Below are 19960 nucleotides of genomic sequence, written 5' to 3' on the forward strand. Positions count from 1 at the left end.
TCTACTCCTCGGTCTGCGTTGAAAATGAGGTCTTCGCGACCTGCTCGATCGCGGTGCGGATCTGCGCACGGGTCGGCTGCAGGGCCAGGTCCAGCTCGCGGGCGAACGGCAGCACCGCGCCGTCGGGGCGGGTGATCCGCTTCGGCGGCGCGACCAGCCGCATCTGCTCGGCGGCGGTGGCCAGGATCTCCCCGCCGATGCCGCAGGAGCGGTTGGAGTCGTCGACGACGACCAGCCGGCCGGTGCGCTCCAGCGAGGCGGCGAGCCCGGTCCAGTCGAAGGGGTACAGGGTGCGCGGGTCGAACACCTCGACCGACACCGTCCCGGCGAGCTCCTCGGCGACGGCGAGGGCGTCGTGCACGAGGTGGCCGACGGCGACGACCGTCACGTCGTCGCCGGGGCGGTGCACCCGGCCGACGCCGAGCGGCACCGGGGCGAGGGTGGCGAAGTCGACGTTGTCGCGCACGCCGATCGCGCCCGCCGGCGCGAACACGATGACGGGGTCGTCGTCGCGGATCGCGGTCAGCAGCAGGCCGTAGGCGTCGGCGGGGGTCGCGGGCACGACGGTCTTCACGCCGACGTGGGCGAAGAGGCTGTACGGGTGGTCGGAGTGCTGCCCGGCCCAGCCGCCGCGGGAGCCGGAGCTCGGCAGCAGGTAGGTGACCGGGACGTTGACCTGCCCGCCGGTCATCAGCGAGAACTTGTGCGCCTGGTTGGCGATCTGCTCGAAGGCCAGGAACAGCAGCGCCGGGATCTGGAACTCGATGACAGGGCGCTGCCCGGCCATCGCGGCGCCGGTGGCGAAGCTGGTGAACGCCTGCTCCGAGATCGGCATGTCGACGACCCGTTCGGGGCCGAACTTCTTGAGCAGGCCGGTGGTGACGTTGCTGACCGCGACGCCGACGTCCTCGCCGAAGACGCACACGCTCGGGTCGGCGTCCATTTCGGTGCTCAGGGCCCGGTTCAGCGCCTTGAGATACGACAGGATCGGCATCAGGAGACCCCCGCCCTGGCCCGCAGGCCGTCCGCGTACAGATGATCCAGCGCGCCGGCCGGGTCGGGCAGCGGGCTGTCGACGGCGAACCGGACCGCCTCGTCGAGCAGCGCCTCGATCTCGGCGTCGATGCGCTCGCGGTCCGCGGCCGGGATGCGGGAGCCCTGCAGCTCCACCGGGTCGCGCCGCATGCCGAGCGCGACCTCCTCGTCGGTGCGGTACCGCGGCCGCGCGGCGTGCTCCCAGGTGTGGTGGGCGTCGAACCGGTAGGCGACGCACTCGATGAACGACGGGCCGCCACCGTCGCGGGCCCGTGCGACGGCCTCCTGCGCGGCGGCGAGGACCGCCTCGGGGTCGCTGCCGTCCACAGTGGACGCCGGGATGCCGAAGGCCTCGGCGCGGCCGGTGATCGAGCCGGCCACCGCCTGCTCGACCCGGGTGGTGGTGGCGAAGCCGTTGTTCTCGCAGACGAGGACGACCGGCACCTTCCACAGCGACGCGAGGTTCATCGTCTCCAGCACCACGCCCTGGCTGACGGCGCCGTCACCGAAGTAGGTGACGGCGACCGTGTCCTTGCCGGCCCGGCGGGCCGCCCACGCGGCGCCGGTGGCGATCGGCACCGCGGCGCCGACGATGGCGTTGGCGCCGAGGATGCCGAGGCTGAAGTCGGCGGCGTGCATCGAGCCGCCGCGGCCGGCGTTGAGGCCGGTCGCCCGGCCCGTGAGTTCGGCGAGCATCCGGGCCGGGTCGGCGCCCTTGGCCAGGACGTGCCCGTGGCCGCGGTGCGTGCTGGTGATGACGTCGCCAGGGCGCAGCGCGCCGCAGGTCCCGGCCGCGATCGCCTCCTGCCCGAGGTACGGGTGGATCCCACCGACGATCGTGCCGTCGCGGACCAGTTCGATCGCGCGTTCCTCGAACCGGCGGATGAGGCGGACCGTCCGGTACAGCCCGGCGGCGTCAGTCACCGTACAACTCCTTACGAGGGCTTGAGTGCGCAGCGCAGCGGAGCATGGGGGGGGGTGGGGTGGGAACCCCCCACGGAACCGCTGGCGAAGCGCACGGAGCTAGGAACAGCCGGTCAGGCGGCGAGGACCTTCTCATCGATCTTGGCGAGGATCCCGCTCCAGAGCTTCGCCCGGGCGGTGAGGGCGAGGTTGATGGTCTCCACGCACTCGTTCCACTTGCTCTCGTCGTCGCCGCACAGGTCGGTGACCATCTGCATAGCCATCGGCGTGTGGAACTCGCCGTCGACCTCGATGTGCCGCTCCAGGTAGTCGACGAACGTGCTGAGCTGCCCGCCCTGCTCGTTGACCTTCACGACCTGCTGGAACATGTCCGGGATCAGGTCCTCCCGGCCGAAGGCGAAGGCGGCCGCCTGGCAGTGGATCGGCGCGGTGTCGATGAGGTGCCAGGTGAGCCCGACGAACTCGGCGGACGCCTCGGGCACGCCCGCGGCGGCCATCGCGGCCGGCACCGGGGTCTTGTCGCGCAGCAGCGAGATGAACGTGTCGATGACGGTGGTGTCGGCGCCGGCCTCCTGCATGCCGAGCAGGTAGAGCTCGAAGTGGCTGATGAAGCCGCCGCGCAGCTCGTCGCTCTCCTCGACCAGCACGATGTCGTTGATGAGCCGCCGGCTGCCGGTCGGCCCGGTCGGGATCCACGGCACCTCGACGCAGGTGAGGTTGCGCTGCAGCGACTTCAGCAGCGACATGAAGTCCCACACCGCGAAGACGTGGTGCTCCAGGAACGTCTGGATCGCCGGCAGGCTGTCCAGACGGGCGTAGATGGGGTGGGACACGACGTCGCTGCGGGCGTCGGCGATCAGCGCCTCCAGCCGGTCGATGCCCGGGTGTCGCTGACCCCAGTCGTAACGGGACATGTGAGCCTCCTGAGGGGTTCGGGTTAGGGCGTACGCCACAACACGGGGCAGTACTCGGGATCTGAGTAGTCGGGACGGCCGTCGTCGGTGCGCCGGACCAGCACGTCGTGGTTGTACGTCACGACGTCACCCGTGCTGAGTTCGAAGCGGCGGTACTCGTTCGCACCGTCCTGGAGGTGGAAGGAGACCGCGCGGCGGGGGCTCCCGCTGCGGTTGGCCCCGCTGCCGTGGTACGTGCGGCAGTGGTGGAAGCTCATGTGCCCCTTGGGGATGATCATCGGGATCTTGACGACCTCGACGTTGTTGTACGCGGCGTTCTCCGCGAGCATGACCTCCAGGTCGTCGCGGTCGCGCTCGGCGAAGTGCTTCGTCGTGGTGTCGTCGGCGAGGATCTCCTCCCACAGGTGGGATCCGTCGACCATCGTGATGGTGCCCATCTCCTCGTCGCAGTCGTGGAAGGGGATGAACGCCGTGAGCATGTTCTCCGAGGTGCAGGACGACCAGTAGTGCCGGTCGAAGTGCCACGGCACCACGTTGCTGGGCTCGCCGACGATCGGCGGCTTGTAGATGAGCGTGGACTGGAACACCCGGATCTCGTCGGCCTTCGCCAGCCGCGCGGCGACCGCGCCGATGAGCGGCTTGCGCAGGATCCGCGCGATCGGGTCGCTCTCGTAGTGCACGTAGTCGTTGTGGCGTTGCACGGCGCCGTGCGCCGGCTCCCAGTACGCCAGCCGAGGCGGGCGCAACGGCAGCGTGCGGGAGCGCTCACCGGCGTAGAAGCGTTCGCTGGCCTCGACGAGCTGGTCGACCTCGTCGTCGGTGAACAGCTTCTGCGTCAGGTACCAGCCGTGCCGGGCGTAGTGCTCGACATCGTCGTCAGACGGCAGCAGGGCCTGCTCTTCGTCGGTCAACGAGAAGGTCTCGGTCACTGAGATGGTCAAGGATCATGTCCTTTCAGCAGTCGTGGTGAGAGGGTTCAGCTGCGCAGGCCGTCGGTGGTGTCGCGCACCGCGGCGAGCTCGCGTTCCTTCGCGGCGTACAGCGCCGGGATGTTGCTGGTGCCGAACGTGCGGGCGCCGTGCCGGTCGATGAGCTCGAGGAAATACGTCCGGCGGATGTGCGTCGACTTGGCGAAGATCTGGTACATCTGGCCCCAGTGGTCCCGGTCGACGAGGATGCCCAGCGGCCGCAGCTGGTCCACGGGCACGTCGACCTCGCCCAGCCGCGGCTCGAGCATGTCGTAGTAGCTGGCCGGGGTCTGCGCGAACTCGACACCCTTGGCGCTGTAGGCGCGCACCGCGGTCACGATGTCGTGGGTGCTGTAGGCGATGTGCTGCACGCCGGCGCCCTCGTGCCAGGACAGGAAGTCGTCGATCTGGCCGGCGCGGCGGCTCAGGTCCGGCTGGATCAGCGTGAACGTGACGCCGCCCGACGGGCTCTGCACCACCTTCGACTGCATGCCCTGCTCGCCGACCTCGATGTACTCCTGGAAGATCATGCCGAACCCGAAGACCCGCTCGTAGTACTGCACCGTCGGGTCGAGCTCGCCGGCCTGCAGGCAGATCGCGGCGTGGTCGATGGTGTGCAGCAGGTCCGCGTCGGTCGGCGCCGGCCGTGCGGGCTCGTCGATCGCCCCGGGCAGGAACCGCGCGTCGCCGGGGGTGCGCTGGACCAGGCGGTGGGTCACGTCGCCGAAGCCGGACACCTCGGCGGTGATGACCGTGGCGCCCTCGTGCGAGAAGCGCTGCGGCGGCTGGAGCGCGGTGGCACCGGCGGCGACCGCCTCGTCGAACGCGACCTGCACGTCGGCGCAGCCGAACGCGATGACCGCGACCCCATCGCCGTGCTGGGCGACGTAGCGGCTCGCGCGGTGCCCGCCGCTGAGGCCGGAGGTGAGCAGGATCCGGATGTCGCGCTGCCCCAGCAGCACGCTGCGCTGACCCGTGAGGCCGGTCTCCGGGCCGCCGTGCCCGTAGACGTGGAAGCCGTACGTGGCGCACAGCTGGTGCGCCGCCTGGCGCGCGTCGCCGACGAACATTTCGATGTGGTCGGTGTCGAGGATCTCCATTGCCTGCTTCCCTTTCGGGTACTGATCGGTCGTTCCCAGGTGGCTGCGACGAGCGGGCGTCACGCCGTGCGTGTCCACGCGGACTCCGGCCAGCCGAAGATCAGGCTCACGTTGTGGCCGCCGAAGCCGAAGGAGTTGGACAGGACATGGGTCACCTCCGCGGGACGGGGTTTGCGGAGGTGGTCCAGGTCGCAGGCGGGATCGGGCTCGTCCAGGTTGTGTGTCGGCGGGAGCAGCCCGCGGAGCATGGCGTGGACCGACACCGCGGCCTCCACCACGCCCGAGGCGCCGAGCATGTGGCCGGTCACGCCCTTGGTGGAGCTGACCGGCGGGGCCCCGGCACCGAACACCGCACGGATCGCGGTCGACTCGGCCACGTCGCCGAGCTTGGTACTGGTCCCGTGCGCGTTGACGTAACCGACGTCGCCGGGTTCGATCCCGGCGTCGGTGATGGCCCGGCTCATGCAGGCGGCGGCGGCCGACCCGTCGGGGCGCGGGGTGGTCGGGTGGTGGGCGTCGTTCGTCGCGCCCCAGCCGACGAGGTCGGCGTAGCGGCGGGCGCGGCGGGCCTCGGCGTGCTCGGCGCGCTCGACGACGAACACCCCGGCGCCCTCGCCGAGGACGAGCCCGTTGCGGCGGCGGTCGAACGGGCGGCTGGCCTCGGTCGGGTCGTCCCAGCCGCGGGCGAGCGCCCGGGCGTTGCCGAACGTGTCGGCGAGCGTCGGGAACAGCGGGGCCTCGCTGCACCCGGCCACGACCACGTCGGCCTCGCCGGCGCGCAGCAGCCGCACCGCCTCGCCGATCGACTGGGAGCCGGCGGCGCAGGCGGTGCCGATGGAGGAGCTGTACCCCTGGATCCCGTGGCGCATCGCGACCCGGGCCGCGCCCATGTTCGGCAGCATGCCGGGCAGCAGGTAGGGGCTGACGCCGAGGCGGCCCTTCTGCGAGCGCAGCACCGCCTGCGCGTCCAGGGTCGCCAGGCCGCCGGTGCCGGACAGGATGATGGCGATGCGGTACGGGTCCACGTCGCGGCCGACCTCGATGCCGGCGTCGGCGAGGGCCTGCTCGGCGGCGGTCATCGCCATGACGATGTACCGGTCGACGACCCGTGTCTCCGGCGCCGGCAGGACCGACGTCGGGTCGATCGGCGGGGCGAACGCGGCCACGTCCACCGACCCGGCGAGAGGGTGGTCGGCGCCGGGCCGGACCAGCCCGGACCGGCCGTCGCACATGGCGTCGAAGACCTCGGCGCCGGTGCTGCCGACCGGGGTGACGAGCCCGATCCCGGTGATGGCGACGGACCTGGTCATGATGCCCCTCTTTCGGTCACGAGCACGGCGGCGGCGGTGTCGTGACTGGTTCCGGTGATGGCCTCCGGCACGGTGGCCTGTTCGAGCAGGACGACGAGGACCTCGCCGGCGTCGCCGTCGGCGAGCAGCAGCCGGGCGATGCCGAGCCCGGCGTCGGTGCTGTCGACGCACACGACCGGGCCGGTGAGCTGCCATTTGGCCGCGACGTGCCCGGCGACGGCGTTGGGCACCGACTGGAAGAAGAACAGCGGCCCGACCCGGCCGCCGGTGTCGACGGCCTCGGCGACGTGCGTCGCGCTGGCCACGTCGCCGAGGGCGGTGACGAGCACGATCGCGGTGACCGCCGGTGGAGCGCTCTCCGCGCGGCGCTGGAGGCAGCGGCCGGCGGTGGCGGCGACGAGCGGGTTGAACGACGAGTGTACGAACCCGGCGAGCTTCGGCAGCTCCTCGTCGCCGGGCTCGGGCCAGTCGGCGGCGGCGAGGACCTCCAGGCCGGCCCGCGTGGCGAGCGCGGTCAGCGGGGGGATGTCCTCGACGAACAGCTCCGCGGTGCCGAGCCCTTGTTGCTCGTTCGGTTCCACGACTAATCCGCTCATGCTGATCCCACCAGCAGGGCGGTGTTGGCGCCGCCGAACGCGGCGTTGAGGGTCAGCGCGTAGGCGGGCGTGGCGGCGGCGAAGCCGTCCAGCACCAGGTTCAGCGGGCAGTGCTCGTCCGCGGCGAGGAACCCGGCGTTGACCGGCAGCCGGCCGGTGCGCAGCGCGTGCAGGGTGACGATGAGCTCCAGGACCCCGGAGGCCTCCAGAGCCTGGCCGTGCAGCGACTTCGTCGAGGAGACCGGCACCGTGGCGGCGTGCTCGCCGAGCGCGACACGCAGCGCCGCGGCCTCCGCGACGTCGCTCTGCGCGGTGCCAGAGCCGTGCGCGTTGACGTACCCGAGCGCCTCCGGACCGATCCCCGCCCGCTGCAGGGCGGCGGTGACCGCCCGGGTGAGCCCGACGCCTGCCGGGTGCGGCTGGCACGGGTGGTAGGCGTCGCCGGCGCGGCCCCAGCCGGCCAGCCGGGCGAGCACCGGCCCGCCCCGGTCGCGGGCCGCGGCCGCGGACTCCACGACGACCGCGCCGATCCCGTCGCCGAGCAGCAGCCCGCGCCGCCCCTCGCTGAACGGGCGGACCTGTCCGTCAGTGGACAGTGCCCGGCCCGCGTCGAAGAGGGAGAACTGATCAGCGTCCACGAGGTAACCACCGGCCACGACCACCCGGTCGAGCTCGCCGCGGGCGATCGCCGCGGCGGCGTCGGCGACCGCGGTGCTCGCCGCGACGCACGCCGAGGTGTACGCCCGGATCCCCGCTCCCAGCGGCAGGTCCCCGGCGAGCCCGGTGGTCGTGGCGAGCGCGGCGGTGAACGCGGTGGCGCTGTGCCGGCGGCGGTCGGCCTCGGCGACGCGGGCGAGCGCCGGGTCGCCGTGCAGGGCGAGGAAGAGCGGCGCGCCGGCCCGTTCGGCGGTGCTGAGCTTGGCCTCGTCGCAGGCCTCGTCCACCACGCGCACGAGCTCGTCGGTGAGGGCGGGGGAGCCGGGCATGGCCGCGGCCACCCCGACCCGCCGTGCCGTGACGTCGAAGCGGTCCACCGGCTGGAAGGCCGGCACGCCCGCGTCCAGGCCGTCGGCCAGGGCGGTCATGCCCCGGCCGAACGCGCTGAGCACGGCCGCCCCGGTCAGCACCACCTCACCCGGACCGCGCCGAACGGCCATGGTGGCGGTCATCGTGAACCCGTCTCGACCTTCAGTTCCTGGAGGACCTCGAGCGTCCCGCTCACCGTCGACATCCGGGCGAGGGCTTCGTCGTCGAGGTCGAGCGGCACTCCGTAGTGCTGCTCGAGCTGATGGACGAGCCAGGCGAGCTCCAGTGAGTCGATCCCCTCGGCGACGTCGGCCGGCGTGCGGTCGCCGTACGTGGCGAGCATGGCCAGGACGTCGTCGCGGGTTGGTGCCGTGGCCACGTTCAGCTGCCCGCCGTGGCCGCGGCGGAGCGGCGCTCGGCGACCGCGGCGATGAACTCGCCGACGGTCATGCCCGCCAGCTTCTCGGCCTCGTCGTCGTCGAAGCGGACGCCGAAGCGGTCCTCGACGCGCACGGCGAGCTCGGCGAGCGACAGCGACTCGAGGTCGGCGCCGGCCGGGCCGAGGGCGGTGTCGTCGTCGATGTCCTCGACGCTGTAGTTCATCTCGGTCAACGAGTCCAGCAGGAACTGGCGAACTTCCTGATTCGTCGTGTCGTTCATCGCGAGTGGTTCCCTTCCTTCACGGGTGCCGGCGCGACCGGGTCGGTCGCGCCATCGGTCACGTCATGTCCCGCACGCTGGCCCGGGATCGCCACCTGGGTCGTCACCGGGGGCGCGGACGCCGGCGCCGCGGCGAGCAGCGCGGTGCGGTCCCGGACGAGCTTGCCGGTGGCGGTGCGTGGCAGCTGATCCACGACCTTCAGCACGCGGGGCCGCTTGAACCCGGCGAGCCGTTCGGCGAGGCGGTCCTGGATCTGCGCCGCGGTGGCGCCGTCGCGCAGCATCACGTACGCCTCGATGGCCTTGTCGAAGGTCACGACGGCGCTGGCGACACCGGGCAGCGCGGCGAGCGTGTGCTCGACCTCGGTCAGGTCGACCTTCAGGCCGCCGACGGAGACCTGCGAGTCGCGCCGGCCGTGGATGCGCACGCGGCCGGTGGCCTCATCGACGCTGCCGGCGTCCTTGGTGTGCAGCCAGCCGTCGGCCCAGCGGGCCGGGTCGACGAGGCCGAGGTACGGCGACGCGGGCAGCGACACGAGCAGCTCGCCGGCTTCCTCGCGGACGGTGAGACCGGGTGCGGGGGTGAGGGAAGGGCGGTGTTCGCCGAACAGGTCGGTGGCGATGACCCCGACCTCGGTCATCCCGTACATGTTGCCGAGCCGGATGCCGTACCGGTCGACGAAACCGCCGTAGACCTCGGCGCGGACGAGCTCGCCGCCGGTGGTCATGCCGGTCAGCTGGGGCAGCTTGGGCGGGGTCTGCACCGAGGAGAGCAGCTCGATGTGGAAGGGGACGCCGAGCAGCGTGGTCGGCTCGGGTCCGGCGGCGACGGTGGACAGGATGCCGTCGGCGGTCATCCGCGCCGGCACCACGAGCTGAGCGCCGGCGTGCAGGCCGTAGAGCAGGCCGCCGACCAGACCGAGCACGTGCACCATGGACGCGAGCGAGACGATCCGCTCGCCGCCCTGCGGCACACCGGCGCCGATCTTCACGTACCGCTCGATCTCCTCGACGAGGTTCGCCGCAGTGCGGGCGATGACCTTCGACGGGCCGGTCGAGCCGGAGCTGAGCTGGATGAGCGCGTGCGCGGTGTCGGCGGGCCGTCCGGGGTAGGTCGCGACGCGCTCCTCGATCTCGACGAAGCCGCGCAGCGGCCCGCCGGTGACGTGCTTGGCCGAGACGACGACCTGCGGCGCCAGCCGCTGCAGGGCGTTGTCGACCTCATAGGCGGTGAGGCGGTGGTCCAGCAGGGCCGCGCGGGCGCCGAGCCGCCAGGCGGCGAGCAGGTTGGTCACGAACGCGAGCGACGGGGCGAGGCAGAGGGCGACGGACCCGCCGGGGCCGAGGCCCGCGGCGGCGAGCACGGACTGCTTGGCGGCGATCATCCGGCGCAGCTCGGCACGGGTGACAGGGGCCTCGAAGACCAGGGCGACCTGGTCGGCGGGGCCGGACAACAGCACCTCGTCGACCCACGAGGGGTCGATCGCCTGGGTCGGCTGGGTCTCGAGCGCGGCGTCGGCCACCCGGAACCCCTTCCTACGCGCGCGGCTGCTCCGCCGACCGGACGGCCCTCGTTGGCCGGCGATCAGCGTGTGCAACCCCCGAATGAACACACTGCGAACGTCGGGCGGCCTGCGGCTACCGGTGCGAATCACGCCCGGACACAATGCACAGGAAATAGTCGGCCCGACTAGCCATAGACCTTACGCAATCAAAGCCGTTTTACAAGAGTGCACAACCCGACTGTGCAGCTGTTTGTCCGTTCTGCCACCCCTACGCCCGCTAAGAATCGTTTGCTTCGATACGTTCTGCATTCCCGGTCGATTTACGAAACCCCGAGGTCACGCGCGGTTCGGGGGACATCGGATGACCCTCAAATGGGACGATACAGGGCGGTAGCCGACGCATCGGCCGCAACCGGTGCGTACCCTGAGAACGCTCTCCTCACGCCCATTGCATGGTTCTACGGTGCGCAACCGCCACGATTGACCCCGGTCGACGCCAGCTCGGGCCGATATACCGTTTCCCCATGTATGGCGGCATGATGAGCGTCGGCCTGCGCGATCTCCGACACTGCAGGCCGGGGCCGTTGACGGGCCATGTAACGTGCATTGACAAGCGTCGGCGCGCCGCCCATACAATGGCCGGGCTCCGTGCGTCCGTAACCGGGACGCGCCCATAGCTGGTGATCCCATTCGGAGATTTGCGACTGTGAAAGCAAATGCCAGTTCCGCATACCCGTCCGCACCGGCCGGGCCCGGACTGAACGCCGCCGTCGAGCGGTATTACGACACCACCCTGGACCTGTACGAGGACCTGTGGGGCCAGCACGTGCACCACGGCTTCTGGGACGCCGGCGAGCGCCCGGGCAACGACGACGACCGGCACGCCGCGACCGACCGCCTCGTGCGTGAGCTGGTCGCCTTCGCCGGACTTCCGGCCGGTGCGCGGGTCCTCGACGTGGGCTGCGGCATCGGCGGGCCGGCGATGTACCTGGCCGGGCCGCTCGGCTGCACCGTCGAGGGCGTCACCCTCAGCGCCGCGCAGGCCGCCCGGGCCAACGAGAAGGCCGCGGAGCTGGGCCTCGGCGAGCGGACCAACTTCCGCCAGTGCGACTTCATGGCCAACGACTACCCGGACGGGTCGTTCGACGTGGTCTGGGCCGTTGAAAGTCTCATGCACATCGCGGACCGGGAGGCGTTCTTCGCCGAGGTCCGGCGGGTGCTGAAGCTGGGCGGCACCGTCGCGATCGCCACCTGGTCGGTCCGCGACGGCGAGCTCACCGCCGAGGAGACCCGGGTCGTTGACCAGATCCTGCGCCACCAGGTGATGCCGAGCTTCTCCTCGCTGGAGGAGCACGAGCGGCTCGCCGCCGCGGCCGGGTTCACCGACATCGCGATCGTCGACTGGAGCGCCAACGTCGCCAACTCCTGGGAGCCCGGGTTCGCCCAGGTCAAGGAGCTCGACAACGGCCGGTCGATGATGCGTGACCTGGCCCGCGACCGGGGCGTGGACGTGCTCGGCTTCTTCTACGCGGGCCCGCTGATGCTCAAGGGCTTCGAGACCGGCGCGGTGACCTACGGCGCCGTGCGCGCCACGAAGCCGGCGGCAGGGGACTGATCGTCGTGGCCGCGGCGCCGCACCAGGAGATCGTGGAGCTGCTGCGCCAGGTCACCGGCGAGGACGAGACCTGGGCGGCCGGCGTGACGCCGTCCACCCGGGTCGACACCGACCTGTTCATCGACAGCCTGGAGCTGGTCGCGCTGAGCGAGGCGATGCGGCAGCGCTACGGCGACCGCGTCGACCTCGCCGCCCACGTGGCGGGCCTGGAGCTGCCGGAGCTGATCGAGCTCACCGTCGCGGACCTGGCGGAACTGGCCGGGGGAAATTCATGAGCGGTCCGGAGCGCAGCGGAGGGGCCGCGAGTCAGCGGCTCAGGGTGGGCTCAGGCGGGCGCCGGAGCGCAGCGGAGGCGACGGCATGAGCCGGTTCTTGTTCCTGTCGTTGCCGCTGACGGGGCACGTGAACCCGATGGTCGCGGTGGCGAAGGTGCTGCTGGCGCGCGGGCACGAGGTGCTGTGGGCCGGGTCGGAGTCCTTCCTGCGCCCCCTGGCCGGGCCCGCCGCGGTGATCCACCCGATCCCGCTGCGCGCCCACCGTGGCCAGGCCGAACGTGGCATCGACGCGACCCGCTCGCGGTGGGAGGGCTACATCCTGCCGCACGCCAAGTACACCCGGAAGGGTGTCGAGGCGGCGGTCGAGGCGTTCCGGCCGGACCTGCTCGTCGTCGACCAGCACGCGATCGCGGGCCCGATCGTGGCGCACCGTCTCGGCCTGCCGTGGGCGACCGTCGCGACCACCGCGATGGAGCTGACCAGGCCGTTCGCCCGAGGGCTGCCGAAGGTCGAGGACTGGATCCAGCAGCAGATGCGCACCGCGTGGAGCGCCGCGGGCCTGGACGGCACGCCGCCGTGGGACCTGCGGTTCTCCCCGGACCTGGTGATCAGCTTCATCGGCGAGGACCTCCTCGACGACCCGTCGCAGCTGCCGCCGAACACCGTCGTGGTCGGCCCGTCGCTGGCCGAGCGGGCGCCCGACCCGGACTTCCCGTTCGACTGGCTGGACCCGGCCCGCCAGCACGTCCTGATCACCATGGGCACGCTCAACATGGACCAGGCCGCGCACTTCTACCCGCGGATCCTGCAGGCCGTCGAGCCGCTCGGCGACCGGCTGCAGGCGGTCGTCGTCGCACCGCAGGGCACGATCACCGGCGAGCCGGGGCACGTGCTCGTCCGCCGGCCGGTGCCGGTGCTGGACCTGCTGCCGCACATGGACGCGGTGGTCAGCCACGGCGGCCTCAACACCGTCAGCGAGTCCCTGGTGCACGGCGTGCCGCTGCTCGTCACCCCGATCAAGGGCGACCAGGCGCTCATGGCCTCGGCGGTGGCGCGGGTCGGCGCCGGGCTGCGGGTCTCGATCGACCACAGCCGGCCCGTCGCGCTGCGGACCGCGCTGCTCGACCTGCTCGACGACCCCCGCTACGCCGAGGCGGCGCGCGCGACCGGCAAGCGACTGCTCGCGGGCGGCGGCGCCGACGCCGCCGCGACGGCACTGATCCAGCTGGCATCCGCCGGCATCTCATCGCAAACGTACGACGTCTGAAAGCGAGCAAGCGCGTGAAACTCCTGCGTGACACCTGGTTGATCTTCCAGCGGCACATGCTGCTGATGCTCCGGTCGCCGCTGTGGGTCGTCCTCGGCGTGGCCCAGCCGGCGGTCTACCTGATCCTCTTCGCGCCGCTGCTCAAGCCGGCGCTGGTCTCGGTCGGCGCCCAGACGATGAGCGACGCGTACAAGATCTACGTGCCCGGCATGCTCGTCGCCCTGGCCCTCGCCGGCGGCCTCTACGTCGGCTTCGGCCTGCTCGGCGACCTCGCCAACGGGGTCATCGAACGGTCCCGGGTGACCACGGTCAGCCGGGTCGCCCTGCTGCTGGGCCGCTCGCTGCGCGACGTCGTCACCGTCGTCGTGCAGTCGATCATCATCACCATTTTGTCGCTGCCGTTCGGCGTGTTCGTCAACATCGGCAGCCTGCTGCTCGGCTACGCGATCCTGGCGCTGTGCGCGCTGTCCTCGGCGTCGATCTCCTACGGCATCGCGATCCGGGTCGCCAACCCCAGCGTCCTCGGCCAGGTCGTCAACAACATCGCCCAGCCGCTGATGCTGCTGTCCGGCACGCTGCTGCCGCTCGCCCTCGCGCCGCTGTGGCTGCGTACCGTGGCCGACTTCAACCCCTTCAACTGGGCCGCCAAGGGGCTGCGTGCGCTGTTCATCGGCAACACCAGCGACCCGGCCATCTGGCAGAGCATCGCCATCGCCGCCGGCCTCATGGTGGTCGCCGTGATCTGGTCGGCCCGCACATTCTCGCGTTCGGTCCGGTAAGGGAGCAGGATCATGATCAAGATCAAGGGACTGAAGAAGATCTACAAGTCCGGCCGCGGCAAGAAGGCGACCAGCGTCGAGGCCGTCAAGGGCATCGACCTGGACATCGCGCAGGGCGAGATCTTCGGCTTCCTCGGCCCGAACGGCGCCGGTAAGACCACCACGCTGCGGATGCTCGCGACCCTCATCCCCGTCGACGACGGCGAGGCGACGATCGCCGGGGCGAACCTGCGCACCGAGCCGGAGGCGGTCCGGCGTGCCATCGGCTTCGTCGCGCAGGGCGGCGGCACCACCGACGACGTCAGCGCCCGCGAGGAGCTCGTGCTGCAGGCGCGCATGTACGGCATCGGCAAGGCTGACGCGCTGGCGCGGGCCGAGGCGGCCCTGGCCGCGTTCGACCTGACCGAGTACGCCGACCGCAAGTGCAAGACGTACTCCGGTGGCCAGCGCCGCCGCGTCGACATCGCGATGGGCGTCATCCACCAGCCGCAGGTGCTGTTCCTGGACGAGCCGACGTCGGGCCTGGACCCGCAGAGCCGCGCGCACATGTGGGACGAGATCCGCCGGCTGCGGGCCGAGGGCATGACGGTCTTCATCACCACGCACTACCTCGACGAGGCCGACGCCCTCTGCGACCGGATCGCAATCATCGACCACGGCGAGATCGTCGCGGAGGGTACCCCGGCGGACCTCAAGCGCGAGATCTCCGGCGACGTGGTCACGGTCGTCGTGGCCGACGAGGCCGAGCGCGCCGGTGAGGTGCTGGGCAAGGAGGCCTTCGCCAAGGGCGTCGAGGTCCGCGAGGACAACGAGCTGCGGCTCAACGTCGACGCCGGCGAGTCGGCGATCCCGCAGATCATGCGGGTGCTGGAGGGCGCCGGGATCAAGCTGGCGACCATCGAGCTGCACCGCCCGACCCTGGACGACGTCTTCCTGACCAAGACCGGCCGTTCCCTGCGCGACTGATGTCGCCGGCACGGCGGGAGGGCGCGACCCGCGCGGGCCGCGCCCTCCGGTGCGTCTCAGAGCCGCTCGCCGCCGAGGGTCTCGGCGAGGCAGGCCTGCATCGTGGTCAGCACGGTGGTCATCGAGTCGCGGTCGAAGCCGGCCCGGTTGACCCGGAACATCAGGTTCAGCGAGGCCAGGCCGCGCACGATCAGGTAGAAGCCGGGACCGGTGGTGCGCCCGTGCTCAAACCAGTCGATCTTCGGCGGTTGCAGCTGGTCCTGCGACGGGAAGCCGGGCGGCGCGAGCATCGGGTTGTAGTAGAAGCCGCGGTCCACGGGCGGGTCGAGGCGGGTGTGCTCGTCGCGGATCTGCCAGATCGCGTCCGGCGAGCACACGCCGTTCTTCAGCGCGTTGAACGCCTTCCAGTGCACCTTGGGCAGGATCGCCTCGAACGGCTCGTCGGGCTCCAGGTCCAGCAGCAGCGGCGCCCACTGGTTGAGGCTGGTGACGACGCGGGCGTGCTGCTCGTCGAAGCGGTTGGCCGACATCGGGAAGAGCAGCACCTCGCGCTCTCCGGTGGCGGCCTGGATGCCGCGGTAGTAGGCGGCGAGGATGAGGCTGGCCAGGGTGACGTCGTGCTTGGCCATCGCCTCGTGCGCCAGCGGCATCGGGATGCCGGTCTGCAGCATCGCGCCCTGCGCGATGAGCTCGCCGGTCTCCGCGCGGTGCGGCGCGGCGGCCATGGTGCGCCGCCAGTACCGCTCGGCGTTGCGCAGCCTCGCGCTGCCCTCGCCCTGCTGGTTGAGGGCCAGCTCCAGAGGGCCGGGCGCGGGTGGCAGATCGGTGCCGCCGAGGATGGTCTCGAAGTCCTCGCGGAGCACGAGCGAGGCGGCCCCGTCGGCGGCCATGTGGTTGACCACGGCGAGGATCTGCCGGGGCACGCCCGCGTCGAGCAGGATCCACGCCCGCCACGGCAGCTCGGTCCGCGCGTCGATGCCACGGCGGATCTCCTCGGCGTCCTTCGCCTCGCGGTCGGCGACGTCCGCGGTGCCCTGCCTGACCTGGGCGAGGACCTCCTCGGCGGTGTGCGCGGCGATCCGCTGGCGGGGGAAGCCCTCGTCGTCGATGACGTACGTGGTGCGCATCGAGGCGTGCCGCATGGCGACGGCGCCGAGGGCGGACCAGATCTGCTCCTCGCTCCAGGTGCCCTCCGGCAGGTCCCAGACGAAGGAGAGGTTGGCCTCCCACAGCCGGTCGGGCGGGAACCGTTCGATGTCGCGCCAGACGGACAGCTGTCCGACGGTGGCCGGATACGTCTCGTCGCCGGACAAGATGTGCCTCCAGGGTGCTGCTCGGTGCGGTCGTCTTCGGTGCGGGTGACGATCGTGCGGCCGGGTTCGTGCGCCGGTGGTACGGCAGCCCGGCCGGCAAGCGGGCGGCACCCATGCCCGTCGGGTGCCGCCCCCGCCCGTGCGGACACGGGCTGCCCTACTCATTCGGTGATGCGTTCACAGGGTGGTGCGGCCGACATCAACGGCTGGACACGACCCGGCTGGAGACGACCCGGCTGGACACGACGCGGCTGGAGACAACGCGCATGAAGTTCACCTCCTCATATCGTTTGGCACATCACAGTGCGATATGGAATGGCGGGCCGCATCGCATCCGTCGCCTTCACGACGAATGCGCTCCGGCCCGCTGCGGTCATTTTGAACGACCGAAGTCTATGACCGCCAGAAGCATCTCCCCGCGTGTGGATCGTGTCAACCGCACACCTAACGACTTAGGAATTTTTCAATGCGTTTCGCATTTCCCCGGCGCATCCATGGAAAACGGACATAACGATCGTTAAAATTCGGACCTTCGGGCATTGATTGGATGAGATCAATATTCGCCTCTTTCGTCAGGTAGAAGATAGCCGATAGGCTTCGACGCAGTGCTTGCAGGGTGGGCCCGCGCGATCGTCCGGGTCCGAACAGGTCGGGATCCGGACAAGACGCAGGTGGTCCCTTTCGAGCACATTCACTCACGAGGACAAGGGAGGTGCGAAATGAAGGCTGCTCAGCTGCGTGGTATCAACGCCCAGCTCCGGAGTGTCAACGCTCAGCTCCGGAACGCCCGGCTCTAGTTCTGTCGAGGCGGCCGGCCGGCGCGGCGCAGGCGTCGCCGGCCGGCCGCCACGCAGTCGTATGCCCTTCGGGCCTGCGTACACCGACGATCACGAGGCGAGAGGTCATGGCGGAGACTGCAACGGTGCAGCGCATCCCGGTTCGCTTCCAGGGCGAGGGATCGGGCGTCGAGGAATTGACCTGGGGACAATGGGCTGCCTGGCGATCCATGGAGCTCGGCGGTGGCCGGGTCGACTGGGCCGGCGGCACGATGCCACTGGTCGACGGCCAGACGATCGAGCAGATCGTCATGGAGCTCGCGTTTCTCATGAGCCGGCACCAGTCGCTGCGGACCCGCTACCGGCTCGGCGAGGACGGCCTGCCCCGGCAGGTGCTGGCGGACTCCGGTGAGCTGCTCATCGAGATCGTCGACGCCGGCGAGGAGGACCCGGCGGAGGTCGCCGACGCCCTCGACATCGCCCTTCAGGAGGCGCCGTTCGACAACGCCGAGGACTGGCCGGTGCGCGCCGCGGTCGTGTGCCGCGACGGGACCCCGGTGTGGTTCGTCGTGCTGTACTCGCACATGGCGATCGACGCGTACGGCATCGAGGCGCTCGTCAACGACCTGGCCAACCTGGACCGCGCCACGGGCGAGCACCTCGCCCCGGTCGCCGGCATCCAGCCCGCCGACCTGGCCCGCCAGCAGCGCGCCGGCGCGGCGAAGCGGCAGCACAACGCGTCGCTGCGGCACTGGGAGAAGCAACTGCGCGAGATCGCGCCGGACCGCTTCCCGCCGGTGGCCGACCCGCCGTCGCCGCGGTACTGGGAGGCGTCCTACGAGTCGCCCGCCACATACCTCGCCCTCGGGGTGATCGCCGAGCGGACCAAGGCGCACAGCAGCACGATCCTGCTCGCCGCGTACGTGCTCATGCTGGCCCGGGTCTCCGGCTACCCGACCACCGTGGTCAGGATGCTGGTGAGCAACCGCTTCCGGCCCGGCTTCAAGGAGTCGGTCGCCGGCCTGGCGCAGAGCGCCCTGTGCGTCGTGGACACCGCGGATGTAAGTTTCGACGAGCTGATCGCGCGGGTGTGGAAGACGCAGCTGACCGCCGGCATGCACGCCTACTACGACCCCCGCGGCCTGTGGGACATGATCGCCCGGGTCGGCGAGGAGCGCGGCGCGACCCTCGACCTGCAGTCCTACCTCAACGACCGGCGCCGGTCGATGACGGCGGCGGAGGTGCTGCCGCAGGCGAGCGCGCAGGACATCACCGGCGCGCTGCCGCAGAGCCGGCTGCGCTGGGGCAGGAGCTCCGACGACCCCGGCGCCACGGTCTTCTTCATGATCAATCCGGTGCCGGACACGGTCGACCTCACGCTGCGCGTTGACACCCACCGGGTGGCACCGGACGATCTGGTGGCGATTCTGCGGGGAATCGAGGAACTGGTGGTCGCCGCCGCGCTCCAGGAGTAGCCGATGCATGTCGCCACGTCCTACCTTGCCGTGCCGTTCCTCGCCGACGACACCGACGGGGTGGCACCGGCCGAGGCGCTCACCGGGCCGCTGACGTGGGGACAGTCGGAGATCTGGCAGACGATGCGGCGCACCGGCCGGACGCTGAACATCGGCGGCACCGTCGCGCTCGCCCCGGACACCACCGTTGCGCGGCTCGCCGCGACCCTGGCCGCGCTCGTCGGCCGGCACCAGGCGCTGCGCACCCGCTTCGACCTGACCGCCGACCCGCCCCGGCAGACCGTGTCGGCGTCGGGCACCGTCACCCTGGAGATCGTCGCGTCCCGCGCCGGTGAGGCCGAGGCCGACGCCGAGGCACTGCGCCACCGGTACGAGTTCACCCCGTTCGACCTGGCGAACGAGTTCCCCGTCCGGTGGGGCGTGGTGACGGCCGGCGACACGCCCAGCCACCTCGTCGTGCAGTACTCCCACCTCGCCGTCGACGGGTTCGGCATCGAGGCGATCGTGCGGGACCTGCCGCACCTGGAGGTCGGGACCCCACCGGCCGCCGCGGTCCGGCCCCTGGACCTCGCCCGACGCCAGGCGCAGCCCGCCGAGCGCCGGCACAGCGCGAAGTCGCTGCGGCACTGGCAGGCGGTGCTGCGCGAGCTGCCGGCCGAGCGCTTCGGCGTCTCCGACGACCCCCGCACCCCGCGCTTCTGGGAGCTGGTCTGCCATTCCCCGGCGCTGCACCTCGCCCTGCAGGTCGTGGCCGCCCGCGCCGGCGTGGAGACCGGGCACGTGCTGCTCGCCGCCTACGGCGTCGCCCTGGCCCGGGTCACCGGCCGCCCGCCGGGCGTCGCGCAGGTCCTGGTCAGCAACCGCTTCCGCCCCGGCTTCGCCGACGCCGTGTGCCACCTGACCCAGCCCGGCATCTGCGTCATCGACGTCGGCGAGGACCCCGCCGCCGCCGACCTCGACGCCGTCGCGCAACGGGTCTGGCGGGCCGCGACGGCCGCGTACCTGCACGGCTACTTCGACCCTGCGGACCACCGGGCGATGCTCGACCGGCTCGCCGCCGAGCGCGGCACGCCGATCGACATCTCGTGCTTCGTCAACGACCGGCGCGGCCCGGCCGCCGCGCTGCCCGCGGTGCCGCCCACCCCGGAGCGGGTCCGCGCGGCGCTGCCGCGCACGACCCTGCGCTGGGACCGGACCCTGCCGACCTACGACGGCACCCTGTACGTGCAGGTCGACGCCGGCGACGGCCTCGAGGCGGCGGTCGACCTGGCGATCTGGGCCGACACCCACCGGCTGTCCCCGGCGCAGGTGGAGGCGTGCGCCCGGGGCATCGAGGCCGCCGCCGTCGCCGCCGCGCTCAACCCGCCGGCGTGAAGCCCGCGGCGCGCGGCGACCGCTACGGCGCGGCGACCGCTACGGCGCGCGGCGACCGCTACGGCGCGCGGCGACCGCTACG

At 71.6% G+C, this 19960-nt stretch carries 19 protein-coding genes; 7 read left to right on the forward strand and 12 right to left on the reverse strand.

The features are described from left to right. Nucleotide 1 precedes the first annotated feature (1 nt). The 11 genes from AB0H83_RS41005 to AB0H83_RS41055 form a co-directional block, all read right to left on the reverse strand. Nucleotides 2–994 carry a transketolase C-terminal domain-containing protein gene (locus tag AB0H83_RS41005; protein WP_360105515.1) on the reverse strand — a complete coding sequence of 331 codons (993 nt, stop codon included), beginning with the start codon at nt 992–994 and terminating at the stop codon, nt 2–4. Then, nucleotides 994–1959: a thiamine pyrophosphate-dependent dehydrogenase E1 component subunit alpha gene (locus AB0H83_RS41010; RefSeq protein WP_360105518.1), complete on the reverse strand. Its 966-nt coding sequence runs from the start codon at nt 1957–1959 to the stop codon at nt 994–996. The genes AB0H83_RS41005 and AB0H83_RS41010 overlap by 1 nt, the downstream gene beginning before the upstream one ends. Nucleotides 1960–2072: 113 nt before the next feature. Further along, nucleotides 2073–2873 (reverse strand): DUF3050 domain-containing protein, encoded by an 801-nt coding sequence (locus AB0H83_RS41015; RefSeq protein WP_360105521.1) that lies wholly within the window; start codon nt 2871–2873, stop codon nt 2073–2075. Nucleotides 2874–2896: 23 nt separating this feature from the next. Next, entirely contained in the window at nt 2897–3814 is a 918-nt protein-coding gene (locus AB0H83_RS41020; RefSeq protein ID WP_360105523.1) for a phytanoyl-CoA dioxygenase family protein, read from the reverse strand. Nucleotides 3815–3849: 35 nt separating this feature from the next. Further along, nucleotides 3850–4941, reverse strand: coding sequence for a 4-hydroxyphenylpyruvate dioxygenase (gene hppD, locus AB0H83_RS41025; RefSeq protein ID WP_360105526.1), 1092 nt, complete (start codon nt 4939–4941; stop codon nt 3850–3852). Between the two features lie 59 nt (nt 4942–5000). Further along, on the reverse strand, nt 5001–6251 hold the full coding sequence (locus AB0H83_RS41030; RefSeq protein WP_360105529.1) for a beta-ketoacyl-[acyl-carrier-protein] synthase family protein: 1251 nt from the start codon (nt 6249–6251) through the stop codon (nt 5001–5003). Then, nucleotides 6248–6742 (reverse strand): beta-ketoacyl synthase chain length factor, encoded by a 495-nt coding sequence (locus AB0H83_RS41035; protein ID WP_360105569.1) that lies wholly within the window; start codon nt 6740–6742, stop codon nt 6248–6250. Before AB0H83_RS41035 ends, AB0H83_RS41030 begins: the two co-directional genes overlap by 4 nt. A 101-nt stretch (nt 6743–6843) precedes the next feature. Then, nucleotides 6844–8004 (reverse strand): beta-ketoacyl synthase N-terminal-like domain-containing protein, encoded by a 1161-nt coding sequence (locus AB0H83_RS41040; protein WP_360105532.1) that lies wholly within the window; start codon nt 8002–8004, stop codon nt 6844–6846. Nucleotides 8005–8012: 8 nt separating this feature from the next. Beyond that, entirely contained in the window at nt 8013–8216 is a 204-nt protein-coding gene (locus AB0H83_RS41045; protein WP_052387290.1) for a phosphopantetheine-binding protein, read from the reverse strand. A gap of 38 nt (nt 8217–8254) precedes the next feature. Then, the gene (locus AB0H83_RS41050; protein ID WP_360105535.1) at nt 8255–8533 is read right to left on the reverse strand and encodes an acyl carrier protein; all 279 of its coding nucleotides are present in this window, start codon (nt 8531–8533) and stop codon (nt 8255–8257) included. Further along, nucleotides 8530–9993: a class I adenylate-forming enzyme family protein gene (locus AB0H83_RS41055; protein WP_360105572.1), complete on the reverse strand. Its 1464-nt coding sequence runs from the start codon at nt 9991–9993 to the stop codon at nt 8530–8532. The genes AB0H83_RS41050 and AB0H83_RS41055 overlap by 4 nt, the downstream gene beginning before the upstream one ends. Nucleotides 9994–10744: 751 nt before the next feature. Between AB0H83_RS41055 and AB0H83_RS41060 the strand changes: the two genes are divergently transcribed. The 5 genes from AB0H83_RS41060 to AB0H83_RS41080 all read left to right on the forward strand — a co-directional run bounded on the left by AB0H83_RS41060 (nt 10745) and on the right by AB0H83_RS41080 (nt 14940). Next, nucleotides 10745–11653: a methyltransferase domain-containing protein gene (locus AB0H83_RS41060; RefSeq protein ID WP_360105538.1), complete on the forward strand. Its 909-nt coding sequence runs from the start codon at nt 10745–10747 to the stop codon at nt 11651–11653. A 5-nt stretch (nt 11654–11658) separates the two neighbouring features. Continuing rightward, complete coding sequence (locus tag AB0H83_RS41065) at nt 11659–11928, forward strand: hypothetical protein (RefSeq protein ID WP_360105541.1); 270 nt, start codon at nt 11659–11661, stop codon at nt 11926–11928. 85 nt (nt 11929–12013) lie between these two features. After that, nucleotides 12014–13195 (forward strand): glycosyltransferase, encoded by a 1182-nt coding sequence (locus tag AB0H83_RS41070; protein ID WP_360105544.1) that lies wholly within the window; start codon nt 12014–12016, stop codon nt 13193–13195. A gap of 14 nt (nt 13196–13209) precedes the next feature. After that, nucleotides 13210–13974, forward strand: coding sequence for an ABC transporter permease (locus tag AB0H83_RS41075; RefSeq protein WP_360105547.1), 765 nt, complete (start codon nt 13210–13212; stop codon nt 13972–13974). Between the two features lie 12 nt (nt 13975–13986). Next, nucleotides 13987–14940 carry an ATP-binding cassette domain-containing protein gene (locus tag AB0H83_RS41080; protein WP_360105550.1) on the forward strand — a complete coding sequence of 318 codons (954 nt, stop codon included), beginning with the start codon at nt 13987–13989 and terminating at the stop codon, nt 14938–14940. 56 nt (nt 14941–14996) lie between these two features. On the opposite strand, the gene AB0H83_RS41085 is transcribed toward AB0H83_RS41080, so the two are convergent. Further along, nucleotides 14997–16253, reverse strand: a complete 1257-nt coding sequence (locus AB0H83_RS41085) for a condensation domain-containing protein (RefSeq protein WP_360105553.1) — start codon at nt 16251–16253, stop codon at nt 14997–14999. Between the two features lie 904 nt (nt 16254–17157). Here AB0H83_RS41085 and AB0H83_RS41090 point away from each other — a divergent pair. Together AB0H83_RS41090 and AB0H83_RS41095 are read left to right on the forward strand one after the other, a co-directional pair. Beyond that, the gene (locus AB0H83_RS41090) at nt 17158–18504 is read left to right on the forward strand and encodes a condensation domain-containing protein (protein WP_360105556.1); all 1347 of its coding nucleotides are present in this window, start codon (nt 17158–17160) and stop codon (nt 18502–18504) included. A 3-nt stretch (nt 18505–18507) separates the two neighbouring features. After that, complete coding sequence (locus AB0H83_RS41095) at nt 18508–19878, forward strand: condensation domain-containing protein (protein WP_360105558.1); 1371 nt, start codon at nt 18508–18510, stop codon at nt 19876–19878. Nucleotides 19879–19960: the final 82 nt, after the last annotated feature.

This window comes from Dactylosporangium sp. NPDC050688, from assembly GCF_040654515.1.
Lineage (GTDB): Bacteria > Actinomycetota > Actinomycetes > Mycobacteriales > Micromonosporaceae > Dactylosporangium.